18 protein-coding genes are annotated in these 20,291 nt (G+C 64.6%); 8 read left to right on the top strand and 10 right to left on the bottom strand.

Annotated elements, in window-relative coordinates:
- Positions 1 to 48 precede the first annotated feature (48 nt).
- Both BPRO_RS01025 and waaF read left to right on the top strand, forming a co-directional pair.
- Positions 49 to 258: a zinc-finger domain-containing protein gene (locus tag BPRO_RS01025; protein ID WP_011481178.1), complete on the top strand. Its 210-nt coding sequence runs from the start codon at positions 49 to 51 to the stop codon at positions 256 to 258.
- A gap of 93 nt (positions 259 to 351) precedes the next feature.
- Positions 352 to 1,347, top strand: a complete 996-nt coding sequence (gene waaF / locus BPRO_RS01030) for a lipopolysaccharide heptosyltransferase II (protein ID WP_011481179.1) — start codon at positions 352 to 354, stop codon at positions 1,345 to 1,347.
- A 16-nt stretch (positions 1,348 to 1,363) separates the two neighbouring features.
- On the opposite strand, the gene BPRO_RS01035 is transcribed toward waaF, so the two are convergent.
- The 4 genes from BPRO_RS01035 to BPRO_RS01050 form a co-directional block, all read right to left on the bottom strand.
- Positions 1,364 to 2,410 carry an NAD(P)H-dependent flavin oxidoreductase gene (locus tag BPRO_RS01035; RefSeq protein WP_011481180.1) on the bottom strand — a complete coding sequence of 349 codons (1,047 nt, stop codon included), beginning with the start codon at positions 2,408 to 2,410 and terminating at the stop codon, positions 1,364 to 1,366.
- A 277-nt stretch (positions 2,411 to 2,687) separates the two neighbouring features.
- Positions 2,688 to 4,010 carry a HAMP domain-containing sensor histidine kinase gene (locus BPRO_RS01040; protein WP_011481181.1) on the bottom strand — a complete coding sequence of 441 codons (1,323 nt, stop codon included), beginning with the start codon at positions 4,008 to 4,010 and terminating at the stop codon, positions 2,688 to 2,690.
- Positions 4,011 to 4,021: 11 nt separating this feature from the next.
- Complete coding sequence (locus BPRO_RS01045) at positions 4,022 to 4,744, bottom strand: response regulator transcription factor (RefSeq protein ID WP_011481182.1); 723 nt, start codon at positions 4,742 to 4,744, stop codon at positions 4,022 to 4,024.
- 197 nt (positions 4,745 to 4,941) lie between these two features.
- The gene (locus tag BPRO_RS01050) at positions 4,942 to 6,336 is read right to left on the bottom strand and encodes an AmpG family muropeptide MFS transporter (RefSeq protein WP_049764194.1); all 1,395 of its coding nucleotides are present in this window, start codon (positions 6,334 to 6,336) and stop codon (positions 4,942 to 4,944) included.
- Positions 6,337 to 6,367: 31 nt separating this feature from the next.
- Between BPRO_RS01050 and BPRO_RS01055 the strand changes: the two genes are divergently transcribed.
- From BPRO_RS01055 to BPRO_RS01070, 4 genes are all read left to right on the top strand, one after another.
- The gene (locus BPRO_RS01055) at positions 6,368 to 7,210 is read left to right on the top strand and encodes a M48 family metallopeptidase (protein WP_011481184.1); all 843 of its coding nucleotides are present in this window, start codon (positions 6,368 to 6,370) and stop codon (positions 7,208 to 7,210) included.
- A 126-nt stretch (positions 7,211 to 7,336) separates the two neighbouring features.
- Positions 7,337 to 8,542, top strand: a complete 1,206-nt coding sequence (locus BPRO_RS01060) for an HPP family protein (RefSeq protein WP_011481185.1) — start codon at positions 7,337 to 7,339, stop codon at positions 8,540 to 8,542.
- Between the two features lie 285 nt (positions 8,543 to 8,827).
- Positions 8,828 to 11,689, top strand: coding sequence for a PAS domain S-box protein (locus BPRO_RS01065; RefSeq protein WP_011481186.1), 2,862 nt, complete (start codon positions 8,828 to 8,830; stop codon positions 11,687 to 11,689).
- Positions 11,690 to 11,691: 2 nt separating this feature from the next.
- Complete coding sequence (locus BPRO_RS01070; protein WP_011481187.1) at positions 11,692 to 12,078, top strand: response regulator; 387 nt, start codon at positions 11,692 to 11,694, stop codon at positions 12,076 to 12,078.
- Positions 12,079 to 12,232: 154 nt separating this feature from the next.
- Here the strand turns inward: BPRO_RS01070 and BPRO_RS01075 are convergent, their stop codons facing one another.
- The 3 genes from BPRO_RS01075 to BPRO_RS01085 form a co-directional block, all read right to left on the bottom strand.
- The gene (locus BPRO_RS01075) at positions 12,233 to 12,904 is read right to left on the bottom strand and encodes a potassium channel family protein (protein ID WP_232291470.1); all 672 of its coding nucleotides are present in this window, start codon (positions 12,902 to 12,904) and stop codon (positions 12,233 to 12,235) included.
- Complete coding sequence (locus BPRO_RS01080) at positions 12,897 to 14,228, bottom strand: TrkH family potassium uptake protein (protein WP_011481189.1); 1,332 nt, start codon at positions 14,226 to 14,228, stop codon at positions 12,897 to 12,899. Before BPRO_RS01080 ends, BPRO_RS01075 begins: the two co-directional genes overlap by 8 nt.
- A gap of 95 nt (positions 14,229 to 14,323) precedes the next feature.
- Complete coding sequence (locus BPRO_RS01085) at positions 14,324 to 15,373, bottom strand: exodeoxyribonuclease III (RefSeq protein WP_011481190.1); 1,050 nt, start codon at positions 15,371 to 15,373, stop codon at positions 14,324 to 14,326.
- 5 nt (positions 15,374 to 15,378) lie between these two features.
- On the opposite strand from BPRO_RS01085, the gene pyrE reads away from it, so the two are divergent.
- Together pyrE and BPRO_RS01095 are read left to right on the top strand one after the other, a co-directional pair.
- Entirely contained in the window at positions 15,379 to 16,134 is a 756-nt protein-coding gene (gene pyrE, locus BPRO_RS01090) for an orotate phosphoribosyltransferase (protein ID WP_011481191.1), read from the top strand.
- A 9-nt stretch (positions 16,135 to 16,143) separates the two neighbouring features.
- Entirely contained in the window at positions 16,144 to 16,836 is a 693-nt protein-coding gene (locus tag BPRO_RS01095) for a DUF4124 domain-containing protein (protein WP_011481192.1), read from the top strand.
- A 51-nt stretch (positions 16,837 to 16,887) separates the two neighbouring features.
- Here BPRO_RS01095 and gatB read toward each other — a convergent pair whose 3' ends face one another.
- The 3 genes from gatB to gatC are packed head-to-tail and all read right to left on the bottom strand — an operon-like array spanning position 16,888 to position 20,218.
- Positions 16,888 to 18,390 (bottom strand): Asp-tRNA(Asn)/Glu-tRNA(Gln) amidotransferase subunit GatB, encoded by a 1,503-nt coding sequence (gene gatB / locus BPRO_RS01100; protein ID WP_011481193.1) that lies wholly within the window; start codon positions 18,388 to 18,390, stop codon positions 16,888 to 16,890.
- On the bottom strand, positions 18,387 to 19,922 hold the full coding sequence (gatA, locus tag BPRO_RS01105) for an Asp-tRNA(Asn)/Glu-tRNA(Gln) amidotransferase subunit GatA (RefSeq protein ID WP_011481194.1): 1,536 nt from the start codon (positions 19,920 to 19,922) through the stop codon (positions 18,387 to 18,389). The genes gatB and gatA overlap by 4 nt, the downstream gene beginning before the upstream one ends.
- Complete coding sequence (gene gatC, locus BPRO_RS01110; protein ID WP_011481195.1) at positions 19,919 to 20,218, bottom strand: Asp-tRNA(Asn)/Glu-tRNA(Gln) amidotransferase subunit GatC; 300 nt, start codon at positions 20,216 to 20,218, stop codon at positions 19,919 to 19,921. Before gatC ends, gatA begins: the two co-directional genes overlap by 4 nt.
- Positions 20,219 to 20,291: the final 73 nt, after the last annotated feature.

Consider the following 20,291-nt stretch of genomic DNA (forward strand, 5'->3'; position numbering starts at 1 on the left):
GCTGACGCCAGCCCCCTTGTGGCGGCTCTCTGAATTGATTGGAACACCATGACTACCTCCGCAACCGTTGAACTGCTGGCGTCTGACCTCAATGCCCAGGGCGGCGTCTACTGCCCCAGCCCCAAGGCCGACATGAAGATCTGGAACAGCCACCCCAAGGTCTACCTGGACGTGGGCCGCACCGGCCAGGCCAAGTGCCCCTACTGTGGGACGGTCTACAAACTCAAAGAGGGCGAGCACTTTGGTGCAAGCCACTGACGGTTCGTGCCTGGATTGTCATTCCGGGCTTGACCCGGAATCCACCGTTTGCGCGCCAGCATGGATGCCGGATCGAGTCCGGCATGACAAACCTTGAGCAAATCACTGATCATTGCCCCGCAGTGGATAGGCGACGCGGTGATGACCGAGCCCTTGCTGCGCCGGCTGCATGCACGGGGTGAGCGCATCACGGTCGGGGCGCTGCCCTGGGTGGCGCCGGTGTACCGGGCCATGCCGCAGGTGGCGGAAGTCATCGAGTTTCCGTTTGCCCATGGCGGCCTGCAGTTCAAGGCCCGCCGCGCCCTTGCCAAGCGCATCGAAGGCCAGTTTGACGCGGCCTACGTGCTGCCCAATTCACTGAAAAGCGCGCTGTTGCCCTTTCTGGCCAGCATTCCGAAACGCGTGGGTTACCTCGGGGAGGCGCGCGTCGGCCTGCTGACCCATCGCCTGAAAAACCCGAAAAACAAACCGCCGATGGTGGCGTTTTACTCAGCCCTCAGCGGCGAGCAGGACGTGGCCGGGGACCGGCCGCAGCTGCAGATGGATGCGGCCGACGTGGACCGCGCGCTGGCAGAGCTCGGACTGGCGCGTGGCGCTTACTACGTGTTTGCGCCGGGCGCCGAATACGGCCCGGCCAAGCGTTGGCCGGCCCGGCATTTTTCCGAGCTGGCGGCGAAGCTGGACCGGCCGGTCGTGTTGCTCGGCTCCGGCAAGGAGGCGTCGCTGTGCGACGAGATTGCGGCGCCGGTGAATGCGGCAGAGGCCGGCAAGTGCCTCAACTTTGCCGGCCGGACCTCGCTGCTGCAGGCGCTGTGCCTGATCGCCGCCAGCAAAAGCACCATCAGCAATGATTCCGGCCTGATGCATGTGGCCGCCGCGCTGGGCGTGCCGCAGGTGGCCATTTTTGGCTCATCGAGCCCGCTGCACACACCACCGCTGAGCGAGAAGGCCGCCGTGCTCTGGCTGAAAACCGACCCGGCCTACCAGCCGCCGCTCGACTGCGCACCTTGCTTTGCGCGCGACTGCCCGCTCGGCCATACCCGCTGCCTGAATGACATCACGGCCGATCAGGTGCGCCAAAAGTTATAGCGACCAGAGCCCAAAGTTATTGGGCTAGAAGTTGTTTTTGTTCAAAAACTTCAACGGCGTCGGCGCTCATGCGGGCAATCACCTCGGCGGCCGGCGCCAGATTGCCAATCAGGCCCACGGCCTCCCCCACGGTGGCATGGGCCCGGGAAAAGTCGCCGCTCCTGACGCCTTCGTCATAGTCGGCGCGGGCGGCGGCCGGGTCCGCCCGCAGGGCATCCACACGCGTTTCCCACTGGCGATGCAGGTCGTTGCGGATGGCGCGGAAATCGTAGGGTTCAGGCCAGTTCTTGCGCCGCAGGATGTCGAACACGCTGCTGCGGGCCGTGCCATCACCGGTGGTGGCCAGTGCCAGGTCTTTCGCCACCTGGGCGGCCAGGCTTTCGGCGGTGGCCCACAACCGCGAGCCGACCAGCGCGCCGTCGGCGCCCAGCACCAGCGCGGCGGCCAGCGTGCGCCCGTCGGCAATGCCGCCGGCGGCCAGCAGCAGTGTGTCGGGCGCATGGACGGTCAACCAGTCTGCCAGTTCGGGCACAAAGGTCATGGTGGCGCGGCCGTTGAGGGCATTCATGCCGTGGCCGCCGGCCTCGCCGCCCTGGGCGACGATGATCCGCGCGCCGGCTTCGAGCGCCTGAGGAACCTGATCCATGCGCTGCACCTGGCAGATCAGGGCCGCGCCGGTGGCGGCGATGCGGGCCGCATAGGGCCGCGGGTCGCCAAACGACAGCATGATGGCGTGCGGTTTGTCGGCGGCCGGATGCGCCAGCACCCAGTCGAGCGCGCTGGCGTCCTCGTCAAGCTTCCAGGTGATGAAGCCGCAGCCGAGGCGGGCCCGGTCGCCGGTGGCGCTGGTGCCTTCCAGCGCGAGCGTGTACTGCGCCTGCGTCCAGGCCAGATCGCCATAGCCGCCGCCGACCAGTCCGAGCGTCCCGGCCCTGGCGCAGGCCGCAGCCAGCGCCCCACCCGAGGCCAAGGCCATCGGTGCCAGCACCAGCGGGGTCTGGAGGCCAAACTGGCGGGTCAGGCGGGTTTGCAGGCGGGGGTAGTCGGAGGTGGCGGTGTTCATGCGTTCAATTATGGGAACGCGGCCAAAAAAAAGCCACCTTTCGGTGGCTTTTCGAAGTCCTCCTGAAGAGAGGACGCCGTTGGGAGATCATATGAATGGTTCGCCGACGTTTTGTTTTCGTCCTGTTTTTGTTTTTGTCTTGCTTTTCTTCCCTGAGACTTCTTCGTTGTGACAGCAACAATGAAACTGTAGGCCAAGCTTTTCCGTATGACCATCCCCTAAATGGAGGAGAAAGCAAGATTTTTTTGAGCGGGCACGCAGAATTTCCGGCGTACCTTCATGCCCTCTGGCTTGCGGCGGGGAGTTCCACAATGAATGACGCGCCGCCGCCCGGACGGGCTTCGCAGCGCACGCTGCCGCCGTGGCGCAGGCTGATGGACTTGACCAGCGCTAGCCCCAGGCCGACGCCACCCTCGCGCTCGCTGGCACCCGGCAGCCGGTAGAACGGCTCAAAAATGCGTTCGCGCTGGCCGGCAGGCACGCCCGGCCCCCGATCGTGAACCCGGACGACGGCCAGTTGCCGGATACCAACGCGAATTTGCGCCAGCTCCAGGCTGATGTCGCCATTGCTGTAACGCCTGGCGTTTTCCAGCAGGTTGCGGATCAGCCGGCGCAGCAGCCGTGGCGAGCCCTGCACCGTCAGGCTGTGGCCGGAGGGCGCAATGCCTAGACCGGTCCCCAGTTCGGCCTGCAGCTCGGCATTGACGCGCGAGCATTCCTCGGCGGCCAGCCCGGTCAGGTCCACGGTTTCAAAAGGCTCGGCATCGGCCTGCTTGGCATCGAGTCGGCTGGCCAACAGGATCTCGTCGATCAGCTGGTCGAGTTCGTTGATGCTGCGGTAGATTTCTTCGACAAGAGCGGGGGAGTACTTGGGCGCCCCGGAATTTTCCGACGGGCCGCCCCCAGGAAAATTAGCCCCAACTTCAGAGGAAAGGGGCAGCGCAACGCCGGAGGCACGCGAAGCGACAAGCGTGGGGGCCATTAATTCCAGGCCCATGCGGATGCGCGCTAATGGCGAGCGCAGCTCATGGGAGGCATTGGCCAGCAGGGATTTGTGCGACTCCATCAGGGTTTCAATGCGTTCGGCCGCGTGGTTGAACCGTTCGGCCAGGAAAGCCACCTCGTCACGCCCGTCGGCATTGACGCGCGCCGACAGGTCGCCGGCGCCCCAGCGCTCCACGCCGCGCTGCAGCGCTTCGAGCCGCAAGGTCAGGCGCCGCATCACCGGGTAGGCGCCCAGCGCCACGGCCAGGCCTACGAGGACCAGCATCCAGCCAAAGCCGAAACCGAAAGGGGGGCGCATCCACGGCGGGTTGCCGGGCGGCCGTTTGGGACGGGGCAGCAGCAGGTTCAGGCTCTGGCCGTCTTTGGTGAGCACATCAAATTCGAGGTCGTCGCCGAGTTTGCGGTCCGGCCGGGTTTGCGCCGTGCCGATGACTTCGCCCGCTGCGTTGTGAACCAGCACCTCGCGAATGGGCAGCTGCGGCGGGTCGGCGCTCAGCCGCCAGGCCGCGCCCACCAGGAAGGTGAGCACCACCACGGTTGCCACCACGGCGAGCCAGATGCGCACGTAGAGGTGGGACGTAAAACGGATCCACATGGACAGCGCTTTCAATCCTGCTGCTTGGCAAAGACGTAGCCCACGCCGCGCACCGTGAGGATGCGCTTGGGGTCTTTGGGGTCGGCCTCAATCGCGCTGCGGATGCGGCCCATGTGCACATCGATGGAGCGGTCAAAGGCTTCCAGTTCACGGCCGCGCACGGCTTCCATGATCTGGTCGCGGCTGAGCACGCGGCCGGCGCGCTCGGCCAGCGCCACCAGCAGGTCGAACTGGTAGGAGGTGAGTTCGCAGAGATTGCCGGAAATTGATACCGTGCGCGCGTCGCGATCGATTTCCAAGGAGCCGAAGCGCATCACCTTGTGGCCACCGGCCGCAGCGCCGCCGGCGCCATTGGCCTCGCCGCCGCGGCGCAGCACCGCACGGATGCGTGCCAGCAGTTCGCGCGGCTCGAACGGTTTGGGCAGGTAATCGTCCGCACCGATTTCCAGGCCGATGATGCGGTCCATCGGGTCGCCCTTGGCCGTGAGCATCAGCACCGCGGTGTGCGCCGACTCGCTGCCCTGGCTCTTGATGCGGCGGCACACTTCCAGGCCGTCCATGTCGGGCAGCATCAGATCCAGGATGACCAGGTCGGGGGGGCTGGCCTGCAGGGCGGCCAGGCCGCTGGCGCCATCGGCCGCGTGGGTAAAGCCGTAACCGGACTGGCGCAGGTACTCGCCCACCATGGCGGCCAGGCGGGAATCGTCTTCGATCATCAGGAGTTGCTGCGTCATGGTCGGGTCCTCGGTTGCAGGGGGTGTTCCCTTCGGGTGGGTTGCGGTAAAGCCAATGCTGCGCGCGGCGCAACAAGCCCGCTTGAAGCCATCGTAAAGTTACGGTAAACCGCTGCGGCGCTATGGCAGCATACCCTTTTGCTTCCCTTCTGCGCGGTACTGCCGGCCGCACGAATTGCTACTGAATCAGCAGCAATTCAGGGGGTTGCCGACGGGGCTGGGGGTGCCTGCAGCCTTGAAGCCAGCGTTATCAGCAGCAGCACCGGCACGCCGAGCAAGGCGCTCGCCGTGAAAAAATGGCCGTAGCCGAAGGTATCCACGTATTTGCCGGAGTAGCCCGCCAGGAACTTGGGCAGCAGCAGCATCATCGAGCTGAACAGGGCGTACTGCGTGGCCGAATAGTTGATGTTGGTCAGGCTGGACAGGTAGGCAATGAAGGCTGCCGAGGCGATGCCACTGGAGAGGTTGTCGGCTGAAATCACAAAAATCAGCGCGTTGACGTCATGCCCGCGCGTGCCCAGCCAGGCAAACATCAGGTTGCTGCCCGCACTCAGGATGGCGCCCAGCATCAGCACCCGCATCACTCCGAAGCGCATGGCCAGCGCGCCGCCGACAAAGGCGCCGGCCAGCGTCATGATGACGCCGTAGATTTTGGTGACGGCCGCCACCTCGTCCTTGGTGTAGCCCATGTCCACATAAAACGGGTTGGCCATGATGCCCATGACGACGTCGCTGATGCGGTAGACGGCAATCAGAGCCAGGATCAACAGCGCATGCTTGCCATAGCGGCGCAGGAAGTCGGCAAAGGGCTCAATGAGTGCACCCTTCAACCATTCGGCCGCATTGCGCGAGGGTTTCAAGACCAGTGCGACGGGCTCAGGTGACAGCAACACGGTGGCCACGCCCAGCAGCATCGACGCGGCCATCGCCAGGTACGCGGCCTGCCAGGCGCCTTGCTGGTAAACCGCGCCGCCCGTGACTTCGGCACGCGCGGCAATCCACAGCGCGCCGGCGCCTGCCCAGATCATCGCGATGCGGTAGCCGGTCTGGTAGGCGGCCGCCAGCGCGGCCTGGCGCGGCGTGTCGGCCGATTCAATGCGGTAGGCATCCAGCGCGATGTCCTGCGTGGCCGAGCCAAAGGCCACGGCCAGCGCGCACCACACCACTGGCTCCAGCGCCAGCCGCGGGTCGGTCAGTGCCATGCCCACCAGCGCCGTGATGATGGTCGCCTGTGCCAGCAGCAGCCAGCTGCGCCGGCGCCCCAGCAGGCGGGTCAGCAAGGGAATCGGCAGGCGGTCGACCAGCGGCGCCCATACCCATTTGAAACCGTAGGCCAGGCCGACCCAGCTCAGGTAGCCGATGGTGGTGCGGTCAATGCCGGCCTCGCGCAACCAGAAACTCAGCGTGCCAAACACCAGCAGCAGCGGCAGCCCCGCCGAAAAGCCCAGCAGCAGCATGCGCAGAGTGGCGGCCTCGGTGTACACCCGCCAGACATCGCGCCAGGCGATCTTTTTTGGCTGGGCCGTGGGGGCGCTGCTGGCCAGAACGGCGGGGGCCAGGGGCAGCCGGGAAGTGGGGGTTTTGTCTGACATCGGCATATCAATTTGTGACTATTATTGACGCATGTGCTTCTTATGCGACGCCGAACACGGCGCCTGGCCAGGCCGCCGGGCATTTCTGCTGGCAGCCGCGGGCGCGGCAGCCGCCGCCGTGGCGGCGCCTTCGGCCGCCCAGGTCGATGTGGGGGCGTCGTCGGGGCTGCGCAAGCTGGTTGCTGCAGACGAGCTCGAAGGCGCTGCCACGCAGGAATATGCCAAGCTGATCGCCGAGGCCCGTTCCAAAGGCGCGCTGGCGCCCGCCGATCACCCCCAGTTGCGGCGGCTGCGCGCCATTGCCGCGCGATTGGTGCCTCATACCGCCCAATGGAATGACCGTGCCCGGGAGTGGCGCTGGGAAGTCAACCTGATTGGCAGCAAGCAGATCAACGCGTTTTGCATGCCCGGCGGCAAGATCGCTTTCTACACCGGTATCCTCGACCAGCTCAAACTCACCGACGACGAGGCGGCCATGGTCATGGGCCACGAAATGGCGCATGCCCTGCGCGAACATGCGCGTGCCCGCATCGCCAAAAGCCAGGGAACCGGCACCTTGCTGTCGCTGGGGGCGCAGTTGCTGGGTCTGGGTCAGATCGGCGATATGGCAGCCAGCATAGGCACGCAATTGCTCACGCTGCGCTTCAGCCGTGAAGACGAAACCGATGCCGACCTGGTGGGGCTGGAAGTGGCCGCGCGCGGCGGCTACAACCCGCAGGCTGCGGTCAGCCTCTGGGAAAAAATGGGGCAGGCCGGCGGCGGCGCCAGCGGGCCGAGCTTCCTGTCCACCCATCCTTCCGGCCCGGCGCGCATCCAGCAGCTTCAGGCCAATGTTCCCAAAGTCCAGGGCCTATACCAGCGTGCCCGCAGTTAAGCCTGCGACCCGGGCTGTCTGGTGGCCTGTGGCTTGCCGGCTCGCAGCGCAGAGACTCGATGTTCCGCGCGCAGCCTTTGCAGCCGCGCACCCGCCTTCATCATTTCCCGTGAATGTGCGTCCCTCATGAGTTCATCTTCGCCCTTGCCGCTGCGCCCTGAAGCCCGACCCGCCAAGGAGGGGGTGCCCACCGTCTTCGGCCGGACTTGGCTGGCTTTGCGGCCCGCCCGCCCCGGCATCAGCCTGCGCGAGTGCCTGCGCCTGGTCATTGGCGCACTCGTCGGCATTTTTCTGACGGCGCTGCTGTGCCGGCTGGCGGGCGCCACGTCAGCGCTGCCCTGGCTGGTGGCGCCGCTGGGAGCCAGTGCGGTGCTGGTATTTGCCATGCCGGCCGGTCCGATGGCGCAGCCCTGGGCGGTGGTGGGGGGCAACACCCTGTCGGCACTGGTGGGCATTGCCGGCGTGCATGGCGTGCACTTGCTGGGCTCACCCGAGCTGGCTGCGGCGCTGGCGGTGGCCACCGCCATTGCCGCGATGCTTGCGCTGCGCTGCCTGCATCCACCGGGGGGGGCCACCGCGCTGATGATGGTGCTGGGCGGCATTGGCGATCCGTCTTTCGCCCTGTATCCGGTCCTGCTCAATTCCCTGTTGCTGGTGCTGGCCGGCATGGCCTACAACCATGCCACCGGCAAGCCGTATCCGCACAGGCAGCTCCCCCCTGCCGGGGCTTCCGGTGCGGCCCGGGCCGTTGATTCAGATCTGGATGCCGATCTGGATGCGGTGCTGGCACGCTACAACCAGGTGCTGGACGTCAGCCGGGACGACCTCAAATCGCTGCTGGCCGAGACCCAGCTGCGCGCCTACGATCGCAAGCTGGCGGAATTGCGCTGCGCGGATGTCATGTCGCGCGAGCTGGTGACCGTGCAGTTCGGTACCCCGCTTCAGGAGGCCTGGGCCCTGTTGAGGAGCCGCCGCATCAAGGCACTGCCGGTGGTAGACCGCGCCTTCCGCATCGCGGGCATCATCACGGTGGCTGATTTCATGCGGGCCGCCGAACTCGACGTCTATGAGGGGTTCGAGGACAAGTTGCGAACGCTGGTCCGTACCACTCGCAGTGTTTACGCCAGCAAGCCGGAAGTGGTGGGCCAGATCATGACGCGCAATGTGAGGGTGGCCGGCATGCAGCGCCGCCTGCTGGACCTGATACCGCTCTTCGGCAGCACCGGCCATCACCACATCCCGATTCTTGGGGAGGGCGAGCGGCTGGTGGGCATGATCACGCAGTCTGACCTGGTCGCTGCCCTGGGGCGGGCTGCCGATCCGACGGTTTGATCCCGCCATGCGCAGTCTGCACGACCGGCTTTCCCGCGTGACGGGGTTCCTCGCGTTCAGGGGGCAGCAGCGCGGCGATTGCCGCGAGTCCCAGCCAGGACGACTGGCTGGAATGGATTGGTTATGGCGCACGGCACCAAGGAACGGCGCGGCGCGGCAAAAGTTCGCGGTCCCGAAGCGCTGCGCCCGCAGCCTGGCTGGTCCGGCCTGAGTCATCCGTGCCGTTGCACAGCCCCACAGCCCCACAGCCCCCATTGCTCCCAAAATTCACCCATCGGATCTTCCATGCGCTCCACCCCTTTCCTCGTCAAGATCAAGCTGGCCCTGGGCATCGGTCTCATTCTGGTGGCGGCAGTGGGCATGGCCTCCTACCTCACGATCAACCGCTTGATCGAGTCCGCGCAGGCTAGGGTCCGGACCGAGGACACGCTCGTGTTGCTCGGGCGTATCGCCTCCAGCCTGAAGTCCGCCGAGTCACTGGGTCGCCAGTACCTGCTGAGCGGCAGCGCGGCGGACCTGCAGAACCTCGAGGCTGCACGCGCCGCTTTGCGCGAAGCCATAGGCCGCGTGCGAAGCGCGAACCTGCTGCCGGATCAGCCCGAGCTGGATGAGCTGATCGGCCAGCGCAGGACGGTGACCAACCAGGTGGTCGCGGCCCGGCAAACCGAGGGCCAGGCGGCCGCCGTGGCCATCCTCAACAGCGACGCCAACCGGCAACTCAGACAGCGTACCGACAGCCTGCTGGAGACGGCCCGCAACCGGGAAAACCTGGCCTGGCAGAGGGCGCAGGCCGATGCCGAGCGGAGCGCTCAACGGGTTCAGCACTTCATCATTGCCGCCGGCCTGCTGTTCCTGGCCATGCTGGCCTGGATGGTGTACGTGGTCACCCATTACGAGGAAGTCCGCAAACGCGCGGAGGCGAAATTGCGCGACAGCGAAACCATGACCCGCATGATCACCGAATCCATGGCGGACGCGGTGATCACCACGACCGACGATGACATCGTGCTGCAGGCCAATGCGGCGGCGCTGCAGCTGTTTGGCTATGAAAAAAGCGAACTCATCGGGCGCGACGTTTCCGAGCTGGTGCCCGAGCGCCTGCGCGGCCAGTACAAGAGCTTCACTGCGGCGCTGCGCGCGCGGCCCGAGCCCTTCCGGATGGCTGACCATGATGTACGGAGCATGCGCAAGGATGGCACCGAGTTTCCGGCCAGTGTGTCGTTTAGCGACGTGCATGTGGGCGGGCAGCGTCTCTTCACGGCGCTCATTAGCGACAATACCGAACGCAGGCGCATCACCGAGGCGTTGCGAGCCAGCGAATCCCAGTTGCGCCAGATCACCGACACCGTGCCGGCCCTGATCGCCTATCTCGATCTGGAGCAGCGATTTCGCTTTCACAACAGGGCGTATGAGGAAGTGCTGGGCCTGGAATTTGAACGGATTGACGGCCATACCCTGGCCGAAGTACTCGGCCCGCAGCTCTACGAAGGCGTGCAGGACAAGGTCGATGAGGCGCTGCGCGGCTATGCCGTGCAGTACGAGCGTGTGCAGGTCACGCCGCAAGGCGACCGCAAAAACTACGCCATGCAGTATTTCCCCCGCTATGGGGAGGGCGCGGACGAAGGCAAGGTCGTGGGATTTTTCTCGCTGGGCACCGACATCACCGAACTCAAGCGCATCGACCGCATGAAGACGGAGTTCGTTTCGACGGTCAGCCATGAACTGCGTACGCCGCTGACCTCGATCCGTGGTTCATTGGGACTGATTTCCGGCGGTGTGGCCGGTGAGCTGCCCGAGGCCGTGAAGAGCCTGGTGGCCATCGCCACGAGCAACTGCGAGCGCCTGATCCGGCTGATCAACGACATGCTGGACAGCGAAAAAATCGAGTCGGGCAAGCTGCGCCTGAATCTGCAGGCCGCGGAGCTCAAGCCACTGCTCCGGCAGGCACTGGCCGCCAACGAGGGGTTTGCCGCCCAGCACGGTGTGAAGCTGCGCTTGCGCGCGCCCGACGCGGCACTGCAGGCGCGCATTGACGGCGACCGGCTGATGCAGGTAATGACCAACCTGCTGTCCAACGCGGTCAAGTTTTCTCCGGCAGGCAGTACGGTGGAAGTGATGCTGTCACGTACCGCCCGGCAGGTGCGGGTCGAAGTTTCGGACCAGGGGCCCGGCATTCCGGAGGCGTTTCGCAACCGCATCTTCCAGAAGTTTTCGCAGGCGGATTCGTCCGATACCCGGCAAAAGGGCGGCTCCGGTCTCGGCCTCAATATTTCCAGGGGACTGATTGAAAGCATGGGCGGCCGCATCGGGTTTAACAGCAACGGGGGTGCAGGCACCACGTTCTTTTTTGAGCTGCCCGAATGGCGGGATCCCGCCCAGCTGCTGCAGTTGGTGAAGGCGCGGTCGGCATCGTCCCGGCCGCGCATCCTGATTTGCGAAGACGACCCCGATGTAGCCCAACTTATCAGCCTCATGCTGGGCAAGGCCGGTTTTGACGCTGACCTGGCGCGCAAAGACTACGACGCCATGACGGTGGACCTGAAGCTGCCCGGCCAGAACGGCCTGGCCTTCATTGGTGCGCTGCGCCGCGAAGAAAGAACGCGCCACCTGCCTGTGGTGGTGATCTCCGCGATGGCGGGGGAGGGGAAGCTGCAGCTCAAGCGCAAACCGCTTGCGGTGTCGGACTGGCTGGAAAAACCGATCGATGAGAACCAGCTGACCCTCAGTGTCCGCCGCGCCGTGGCCGGCCTGAAGAACCGCAAGCCGCGTATCCTGCATGTGGAAGACGATCTCGACATCCAGCATATTGCCGCGGCCATCGCCGAGAACTTTGCAACTTTCGAATTTGCCGCCACCCTGGACGAGGCCCGCGCCCGGCTGCGGGAACAACGGTTTGATCTGGTGTTGCTGGACCTCACGCTCGGTTCGGACTCGGGCTGGGACCTGTTTGAGGACATCGATGCGCTCGATCCCCGGCCGCCGGTGATTTTGTTTTCGTCCAGCGACGTGGACCCGGAAGACAGCCAGATGGCCGAAGCCGTGCTGGTCAAGGCCCACACCTCCAATACCGAGCTGTTAAATACAATTCAGCGTATCCTCCAGATTCCCGGAGACCCCGGCCCCACCCGTCCCCAACCTCTGATCTGACCATGCCCGCACCACTCCAACGCATTTTGTATGTTGAAGACGAGCCCGACATCCGCGTCGTGGCGAAAATGGCCCTGGAGGCCGTCGGCAAGTTCACGGTGATCCCCTGCGCCTCCGGGCAGGAGGCGCTGAGCGTGGCCCCCGGCGCCGCAGCCGACCTGCTGCTGCTCGACGTCATGATGCCGGGCATGGACGGGCCCAGCACGCTCAAGGCCTTGCGCGCAATGCCTGCCACGGCCGGCACGCCGGTGATCTTCATGACCGCCAAGGTGCAGGCCTCGGAGATTGCGGCGTACAAGGCGCTGGGCGCGCTGGATGTGATTCCCAAGCCCTTTGACCCAATGGAGCTTTCCGCGCAGATCCAGCAGATCTGGGCCGCGCGGGGTTGAGTCCAGAGCCCGCTCTCGGGGTTGAAGGTGCTGTCAGCCCCTGACCCACATCCATCGCTTGAGTTGTCCCATCAAGCAGGCAACACTGCACTGGGGGTCTGCGTAGTTTGCGACTTATTTGATGAATGGCTGGCCCGCCATCATCATGCCCTTGTCAGAAGCGTCCGGCAAAGCGCTCCACCATGTCAGTCGAGCCGGCCACGATGAGCAGGTCACCGGGCTGGATCTCGGTCTCGGGTCTGGCGTAGATGAAATCCTGGTGCCGCCGCTTGATACCCACAATGGTCACGCCATGGCGGGAGCGGACTTGCGACTGCGACAGGGGCTTGTCATGGGTTTCGCGAGGCGCATGCGTCTTGGCGATGGCAAAGCCGTCATCAAACTCAATGAAGTCAATCATCTTCCCCGTGACCAGATGCGCCACCCGGGCGCCCATGTCGGCCTCGGGGTAAACCACATGGTGGGCGCCCACCCGCTCGGCGATGCGCCCATGTTGCTGGCTGTTGGCCTTGGCCCAGATGTCCTTGATGCCGATCTGGCTCAGGTTGAGCACCGTGAGCACGCTGCTTTCGAGATCAGACCCGATGCTGACCACCGCATGGGCAAAGTCCTGTGCGCCCAGTTGCTTGAGGGTTTCCGTGTGAGTGGCGTCGGCCTGCACCACATGCGGCAGGGTGCTGGCCAGGCGTTGCACGGTCTCGGCGCTGGAGTCAATGGCCAGCACGTCATGGCCCAGCGTCACCAACGCCTGGGCCACGCCGGTGCCAAAGCGCCCCAGGCCAATCACCATCACGCTGTCCGATTTGGGGGGGAATGTCTTATCCAACAATGGGTTTCTCCTCGGGGTATCGAAAATCGCGGCGCGCGTGGTTCATCGCCATGGAAGCGGCCAAGGTAACCACGCCCACCCGGCCGGTGAACATCAGGACGACCAGCACCAGCTGGCCGGCTGGCGGTAACTCCGCGGTGATGCCGGTGGACAGCCCCACGGTGGCAAACGCCGAAATCACTTCGAACAATACCTTGTCAAGCGGAAGGTTCGTCATCGGCAGCAGCACCAGCATGGCGAGCACGATCACGGCCACGCTCAGGACCAGAATCGTCAGCGCCTGCCGTTGCACCGCGGTCGCAATCCGCCGGCCACGAAATTCGACATCCTGGTGGCCGCGAACTTCATTCCAGACCACCAGCAACAGGACAAAGAAGGTCGTGATCTTCACGCCCCCGGCTGTGCCTGCGCTACCGCCGCCAATAAACATCAGTGCGTAATGCAGCATCAGCGATTCCGGGCTCAACTGGCCAACGTCCACGGCGTTGAAGCCGGCGGTGCGAGCCGACACCGCGCTGAAAAGTGCCCTCAACGCTTGGTCGGTCCAACCCAGCGGCCCCAGCGTCCGCGGGTTGTTCATCTCGGCCAGATAAATCACCAGCGACCCCGCCAGCACCAGGGCCGCCGAGCCCCACAGCGTGAGCACGGTGTGCATGCTGCGATGGCGGCGGCGGCCCCGCTCGAGCATCAGCTCGTGCAGCACCGGAAAGCCCAGTCCGCCAATGACGATGCCCATCATCAGCGGGCCCAGCACCCAGGCATCGCCGGCGAAGCCCATCACGCTGTCGCTCCAAGTCGAAAAGCCGGCGTTGTTATAGGCCGAAACCGCGTGGAAGAGGCCGTGCCACGCCGCCTCGCCCCATGGCATGGCATGGCCCAGGGCAAATCGCAGCGTCAGCAGCAAGGCTGTGCCGAGTTCAACGACGACGGTCACGATCAACACGAGCCTGGCAATGCTCTTGACATCGCCCAGCCCCAATGAATGGGTTTCCGCCTGCAGCAGCAGCCGCGAGCGCAGCCGCAACTGGCGATTGACCAGCAGGCCGAGCAAGGTGGCCGAAGTCATCATGCCGAAGCCGCCGAGCTGAAACAGCGCCAGGATCACGCCCTGCCCAAACCCCGACCAGTAAGTGCCGGTGTCCACCACCACCAGGCCCGTGACACACACCGCCGACGTGGCTGTGAACAGCGCGGTCAGGGCGCTCGCACCGGCGCCTTCGGCATGTGCCAGCGGCAGCATGAGCAGCAAGGTCCCGATGCTGATGACAGCCAGGAAAGACAGCACGAGCACGGAGGCCGGTTGGAAAAAATGACGGTTCACAGGGGCGACAGGTGTTTAAAGAACGGTTGAATCGGGCACAACTCTGCGCTCGACCTGGGCGGGCAAGCCGTATCTCCGGCAGTTTAGCCTGCCCCTCAAACAGACCAGTCGTAATCCACCGTGATCGGCGCATGGTCCGAAAAACGCTCGGCCCTGTAAATATGCTCAGACCGCGCCAGTGCCGCAAAGGCGGGCGTGGCCAGGTGGTAGTCGAGCCGCCAGCCCACGTTCTTGGCATAGGCCTGGCCGCGATTGCTCCACCAGGTGTAGGCCGCGTCGGTGGTGGTGGGTTGCAGCTTGCGGTAGACATCGACCATGCCACCACCGAGCGGTGGCGCCGCGCCAGTTCCCGCTGTGGGTACTGACGAACGCAGCGAAGGGCCGCCCCGAGCAAGTTCAGCCCCCTCGGGGGGCAGCGAGGACACGCCAGTGCCGAGCGTGGGGGCCGAATGCAGCGAAGGGCCGCCCCGAGCAAGTTCAGCCCCCTTGGGGGGCAGCGAGGACACGCCAGTGCCGAGCGTGGGGGCGTTAAGCTCGTCCGCCGCTTCATTGGCCAGCTCGGCGTCCTTCAGCAGCTCCGTCATCCAGGCGCGCTCTTCGGGCAGGAAGCCGCTGTTCTTGCGGTTGCCCTTGAAGTTTTTCAGATCGATTTCCTGGTGCGCGATGTTGACGTCGCCGCACAGCACAAAGTCGCGCGTTTCCTTCAGCGCCAGCAGGCGCGGGTAGAACTCGGCCAGAAAGCGGAACTTGGCGGCCTGCCGCTCTTCGCCCGATGAGCCGCTGGGGAAGTAGCAGCTGATGATGGACAGCTTGGGCGCGTGCTTGCGGCCCGGCCGGTCAAAGCGCAGTTCCACGTAGCGGCCTTCGGCGTCAAATTCGGACGAGCCATAGCCCACAATGACGTCGCTGGGCTCATGGCGGGTGTACACCGCCACGCCCGAATAGCCTTTCTTCTCGGCAAAGTGAAAGTAGCCCTTGAGACCGGCCAATGCTTCGAAGCGACCACTCACATCAGTCGCTTGCGCCTTCAGCTCCTGTACGCAAATACAATCCGGTAGGGACTGGGCAATCCAGTCCTCCAGGCCTTTGCTGGTAGCGGAACGGATACCGTTGAGGTTGAGGCTGGTTAATTTGAACAAGGACATCTCCAATGAGCACGGCAGGGCAGACAGACAAAGCGGACAAGGCGCAGGCAACTCCCGCAGACACCACGCTGGCACAGGAATTCGTGCAGTTTGCGCTGGAATCGGGTGTGCTGCGGTTTGGCGAATTCAAGACCAAGGCCGGGCGCCTGAGCCCCTATTTTTTCAACGCGGGCCTGTTTGACGACGGCGCCAAGCTGGGCCGCCTGGCGCAATTTTATGCGCGCCACCTGCTGGCCGAGGCCCAGCGCAGCGGGCTGGAGTTTGACATGATTTTCGGCCCCGCGTACAAGGGCATTCCGCTGGCCGCCGCCGTCGCCGTCGAACTGGCGCGGCAGGGCCGCAATGTCCCCTTTGCCTACAACCGCAAGGAGGCCAAGGACCATGGCGAAGGAGGCACGCTGGTCGGGGCGCCCGTCAAGGGGCGCGTGCTGATCATTGATGACGTGATGTCAGCCGGCACGGCGGCGCGCGAATCGATTGCCATCATCCAGGCCGCCGGCGCCACACCCCATGCGATGGTGCTCGCGCTGGACCGGCAGGAAAAAGCCACCGAGAATGGCGTGGATGTTAACCACAGCGCGGTGCAATATGTAACGAATCAGCTGGGTTTGCAGGTTTGTGCGATTGCGCGCCTGACCGACTTGCTGCAGTATCTCTCCAGGCAAGGCGACGTGTCGACGCCAGGGGCCTCTGGCGCGTTGTCCTTAAAAGCCCACTATCAGGCTGTGCTGGCTTATCGGGAACGCTATGGCGTGGAATGAGGAGTCGAATTGCTTTTGCAAACAGCGTTGACGGCGGGGCTGGTGCTGGCCACCTGCCTGTGCGGTGAGGCCGCAGCCCAGAGCATCTACACCTGTGTCGATGCAAAAGGCCGCAAGATCACGGCGGACCGTCCGATTGCCGAGTGCATGGACCGCACGCAGCAGGAGTTGACGCGTTCCGGCAGGCTCAGGCGCGAGGTCGGGCCCTCGCTGACCGCGCAGGAGCGGGCTGCGCAGGAAGAAAAAGAGAAGCTGGCGGCAGAGGCGCGTGCGCGCGAAGTTGAAGACAAGCGCCGGGACCGGGCGTTGCTGCTGCGCTATCCTGCCCGATCGGTACACGATCAGGAGCGCATCACGGCGCTGGCCCAGATCGACGAAGTCATCAAGGCCGCGAGCAAGAGAACGGTCGAGCTGGCCGGGCAGCGCAAGGCCATCAACGACGAATTCGAGTTTTACGTGAAGGACCCGGCGAAGGCGCCGCCCGAACTCAAGCGCCGGCTGGAAGAAAACGACAGCAGCGCCGCCGTCCAGAAGAAATTCATCGCCGATCAGGAGCAGGAGAAAAAACGCGTCAACCTGCGTTTTGACGAAGAGCTGGTCAAGCTCAAGCAGCTGTGGACGCTGGCGGGGGCGGCCCCTGCCAGTCCGGCTTCGGGCGCCGTCGGCAAGGCGGGGCCAGCCAAGGCCGCCGCCAAAAACTGAATCTCCGTATCGAACGCGAAGGCGGGCCGCAGCACGGCGGCCCTGCCGGCATCACGCCAGTTTTTTCCGCAGCAGTTCGTTGACCTGCGCCGGGTTGGCCTTGCCCTTGGTGGCTTTCATGGCCTGGCCGACCAAAGCATTGAAGGCCTTGGCATTGCCGGCCTTGACCTCTTCGACGTTTTTGGCATTGGCCGCCAGTACGTCATCAATGATTTTTTCCAGCTCGCCGGTGTCGCTCATTTGTTTTTTGGATTCGATGAACGTATTGACGGCATCATGAGAGCCTAAATTTCCATCCCAAAGTGCAGGAATAATTTCATCTTTTGCAATTTTTCCTGAGATCGTGCCATCGGCAATTCGACGTACTAGGGTAACGATGTGCCATGCTGTGATCGGACTTTCTCGAATGCTGTTGAGTCCAGCACGGTTCATTCGAGCCGCTATCTCCCCATTGATCCAGTTGGCAATGGTCTTGCCATGGCGAGCTCCCTCGCTCCCCTCTTCGCTAATTAACTCAAGCATTGCACGGTCAAAGTACTCGGCAGTGTCTTTTGACGAGGTCAATTGAGCCGCGTCATACTCGGGCAGGCCATAGTCCTTGACGAAGCGCGCCGCCATCACCCGCGGCAACTCGCTCATCTCGGCGCGCGTGCGCTCCACCCAGTCGCGCGCTATCACCAGCGGCGGCAAATCCGGGTCGGGGAAGTAGCGGTAGTCGGCTGCATCTTCCTTGGTGCGCATGGCCCGTGTCTCGCCGGTGTCCGGGTCAAACAGCACGGTGGCCTGCTGGATGGCGTGGCCGTCTTCCAGTTGCCCGATCTGCCAGCGCACTTCGTAATCGATCGCCTGCTGCATGAACTTGAAGCTGTTCAGGTTCTTGATCTCGCGGCGCGTGCCCAGCGCTGCGCCGGGCTTGCGCACCGAGACATTGGCATCGCAGCGGAAGCTGCCCTCCTGCATGTTGCCGTCGCAAATGCCGATCCAGGTGACGATTTTGTGCAACTCCTTGGCATAAGCCACGGCTTCGGCCGACGAGCGCATGTCGGGCTCGGTCACGATCTCCAGCAGCGGCGTGCCGGCGCGGTTCAGATCGATGCCGCTCATGCCGATGAAGTCTTCGTGCAGCGACTTGCCGGCGTCTTCTTCCAGGTGGGCGCGCACCAGTCGCACCGATTTCTTTTCACCGTCCAGGAAGAACTCGACGACACCTCCCTGCACCACGGGAATCTCGAACTGGCTGATCTGGTAACCCTTGGGCAGGTCGGGGTAGAAGTAGTTTTTGCGCGCGAACACGCTCTGCTCGGCAATGTGCGCATTGACGGCCAGGCCAAACTCGATGGCGCGCTGTACCGCGCCCTTGTTCATCACAGGCAGCGCGCCGGGCAGCGCGAAGTCGACGGCCGAGGCCTGCGTGTTGGGCTCGGCGCCAAACGCGGTGGAGGCGCGGCTGAAGATTTTCGACTGCGTGGTCAGCTGGGTGTGGGTTTCAAAGCCGATGACGACTTCGTAGCCCTGCACCAGCGGGGAGGTGGGGGTGCTTGCGATATTGCTCATGCCGGCAATCCTGCCTTGTCTTCCGGTTTCATTTGGTGCCAGTCGGTGGCCAGCTGGAAATGGTGGGCGGCGCCCAGCAGCTGGGTTTCCTGGAAATAATTGCCGATCAGCTGCAGGCCCACCGGCATGCCGTGGGCGCCCAGGCCCGCCGGGATGCTCATGCCGGGCAGGCCAGCCAGGCTGGACGACAGCGTGTAGATGTCGGCCAGGTAGTTGGCCACCGGATCGTCTTCCTTCTCGCCGATCTTCCAGGCGACGGTGGGCGACACCGGCCCGGCAATCACGTCGCATTGCGCAAAGGCTTTCTGGAAATCCTGCGCAATCAGGCGGCGGATTTTTTGCGCCTTCAGGTAGTAGGCATCGTAGTAGCCGTGCGACAGCACATAGGTGCCAATCATGATGCGGCGCGTGACCTCGTCGCCAAAGCCTTCCGAGCGCGACTTCTTGTACATGTCGGTCAGGTCGCTGTAGCTGGCCGCCCGGTGCCCATAGCGAACGCCGTCAAAGCGGCTCAGGTTGCTGCTGGCTTCCGCCGGCGCAATCACGTAGTACACCGGGATGGACAGCTCGGTCAGCGGCAGGCTGACGTCGACCAATGTGGCGCCCAGTTTTTCAAATTCGGCCAGCGCGGCGCGAACCGCCTTGAGCACATCGGCCGAGCAGCCCGCGCCGAAGAACTGGGTGGGCAGGCCGATTCTCAAGCCTTTCAGCGGCATGGAGCGTGTCTCCTGGCTGCCTATGGCTGCTAATTCGGCAGCGTAATTGGTGACCGGGAGATCCAGCGAGGTGGAATCGCGGTCGGGGTCGGGGCCGGCCATGGCCGAGAGCAGCAGGGCGCAATCGAGTGCGCTGCGCGCCATCGGGCCGGCCTGGTCCAGGCTGGAGGCAAAAGCCACCATGCCATAGCGCGAGCAGCGGCCATAGGTCGGCTTGATGCCGGTGATGCCGGTGAGCGAGGCGGGCTGGCGGATGGAGCCGCCGGTGTCGGTGCCGGTGGCCGCCGGTACCAAGCGTGCCGCCACAGCCGCCGCCGAGCCGCCCGAGGAGCCGCCGGGCACGCGCGTGGTGTCCCAGGGGTTGTGCACCGGTTGATAGGCGCTGTTGTCGTTGCCCGAGCCCATCGCGAATTCGTCGCAGTTGAGCTTGCCCAGCGTGACCATGCCGGCGCCGCCCGGCGCGACGCCAAGCCGGCTCACCACGGTCGCATCGAACGGGCTGCGGTAGCCGGCCAGCATTTTCGAGCCGGCCGTGGTCGGGAAGTCGCGGGTGACAAACACGTCCTTGTGCGCCAGCGGCACGCCCAGCAAAGGCGTGCGCTCACCGGCGGCCAGCCGCGCGTCGGCGGCCCGGGCCTGCGCCAGCGACACGTCCGGGTTGGTGGCCAGGAAAGCGCCCAGGCCCTCATGCTGCTGGATGCGGGCAAGGAAATGCCGGGTCACCTCGACGCTGGAGACCTCGCGGGCGGCCAGCCTGGCGGCGAGTTCTGCGACGCCGAGGTCGTGCAAATCGGTGCTGCGGTCGGGGGCGCTCATTCGATCACCTTGGGCACGAGAAACAGGCCGCGTTCCACGGCGGGGGCGCTGACCTGGCTGGCCTCGCGCTGGTTGGGCTCGCTGGCGATGTCATCGCGCAGGCGCAGCGCCACCTCGCCAATCACGGCTGCCGGGTGGGCCAGCGGTTCCACGCCGTCGGTATTGACGGCGGCCATTTGCTCCACCAGGGCGAAAAAGCCGTTGAGCTGGCTCAGGGTGTGTTCGGTCTCTTCAGGTCGCAATTCCAGGCGCGCCAGGTTGGCGACGCGTGCGATGTCTTGGGATGTCAGTGCCATGGGGTGGTAGTTAGATGCAGGGAAATAGGTGCAGGGAAAAGGACAAAAACTCAAGCAGAAACAAGGTGTAAGG

The sequence above is a fragment of the Polaromonas sp. JS666 genome (assembly GCF_000013865.1).
Taxonomy (GTDB): Bacteria; Pseudomonadota; Gammaproteobacteria; order Burkholderiales; family Burkholderiaceae_C; genus Polaromonas.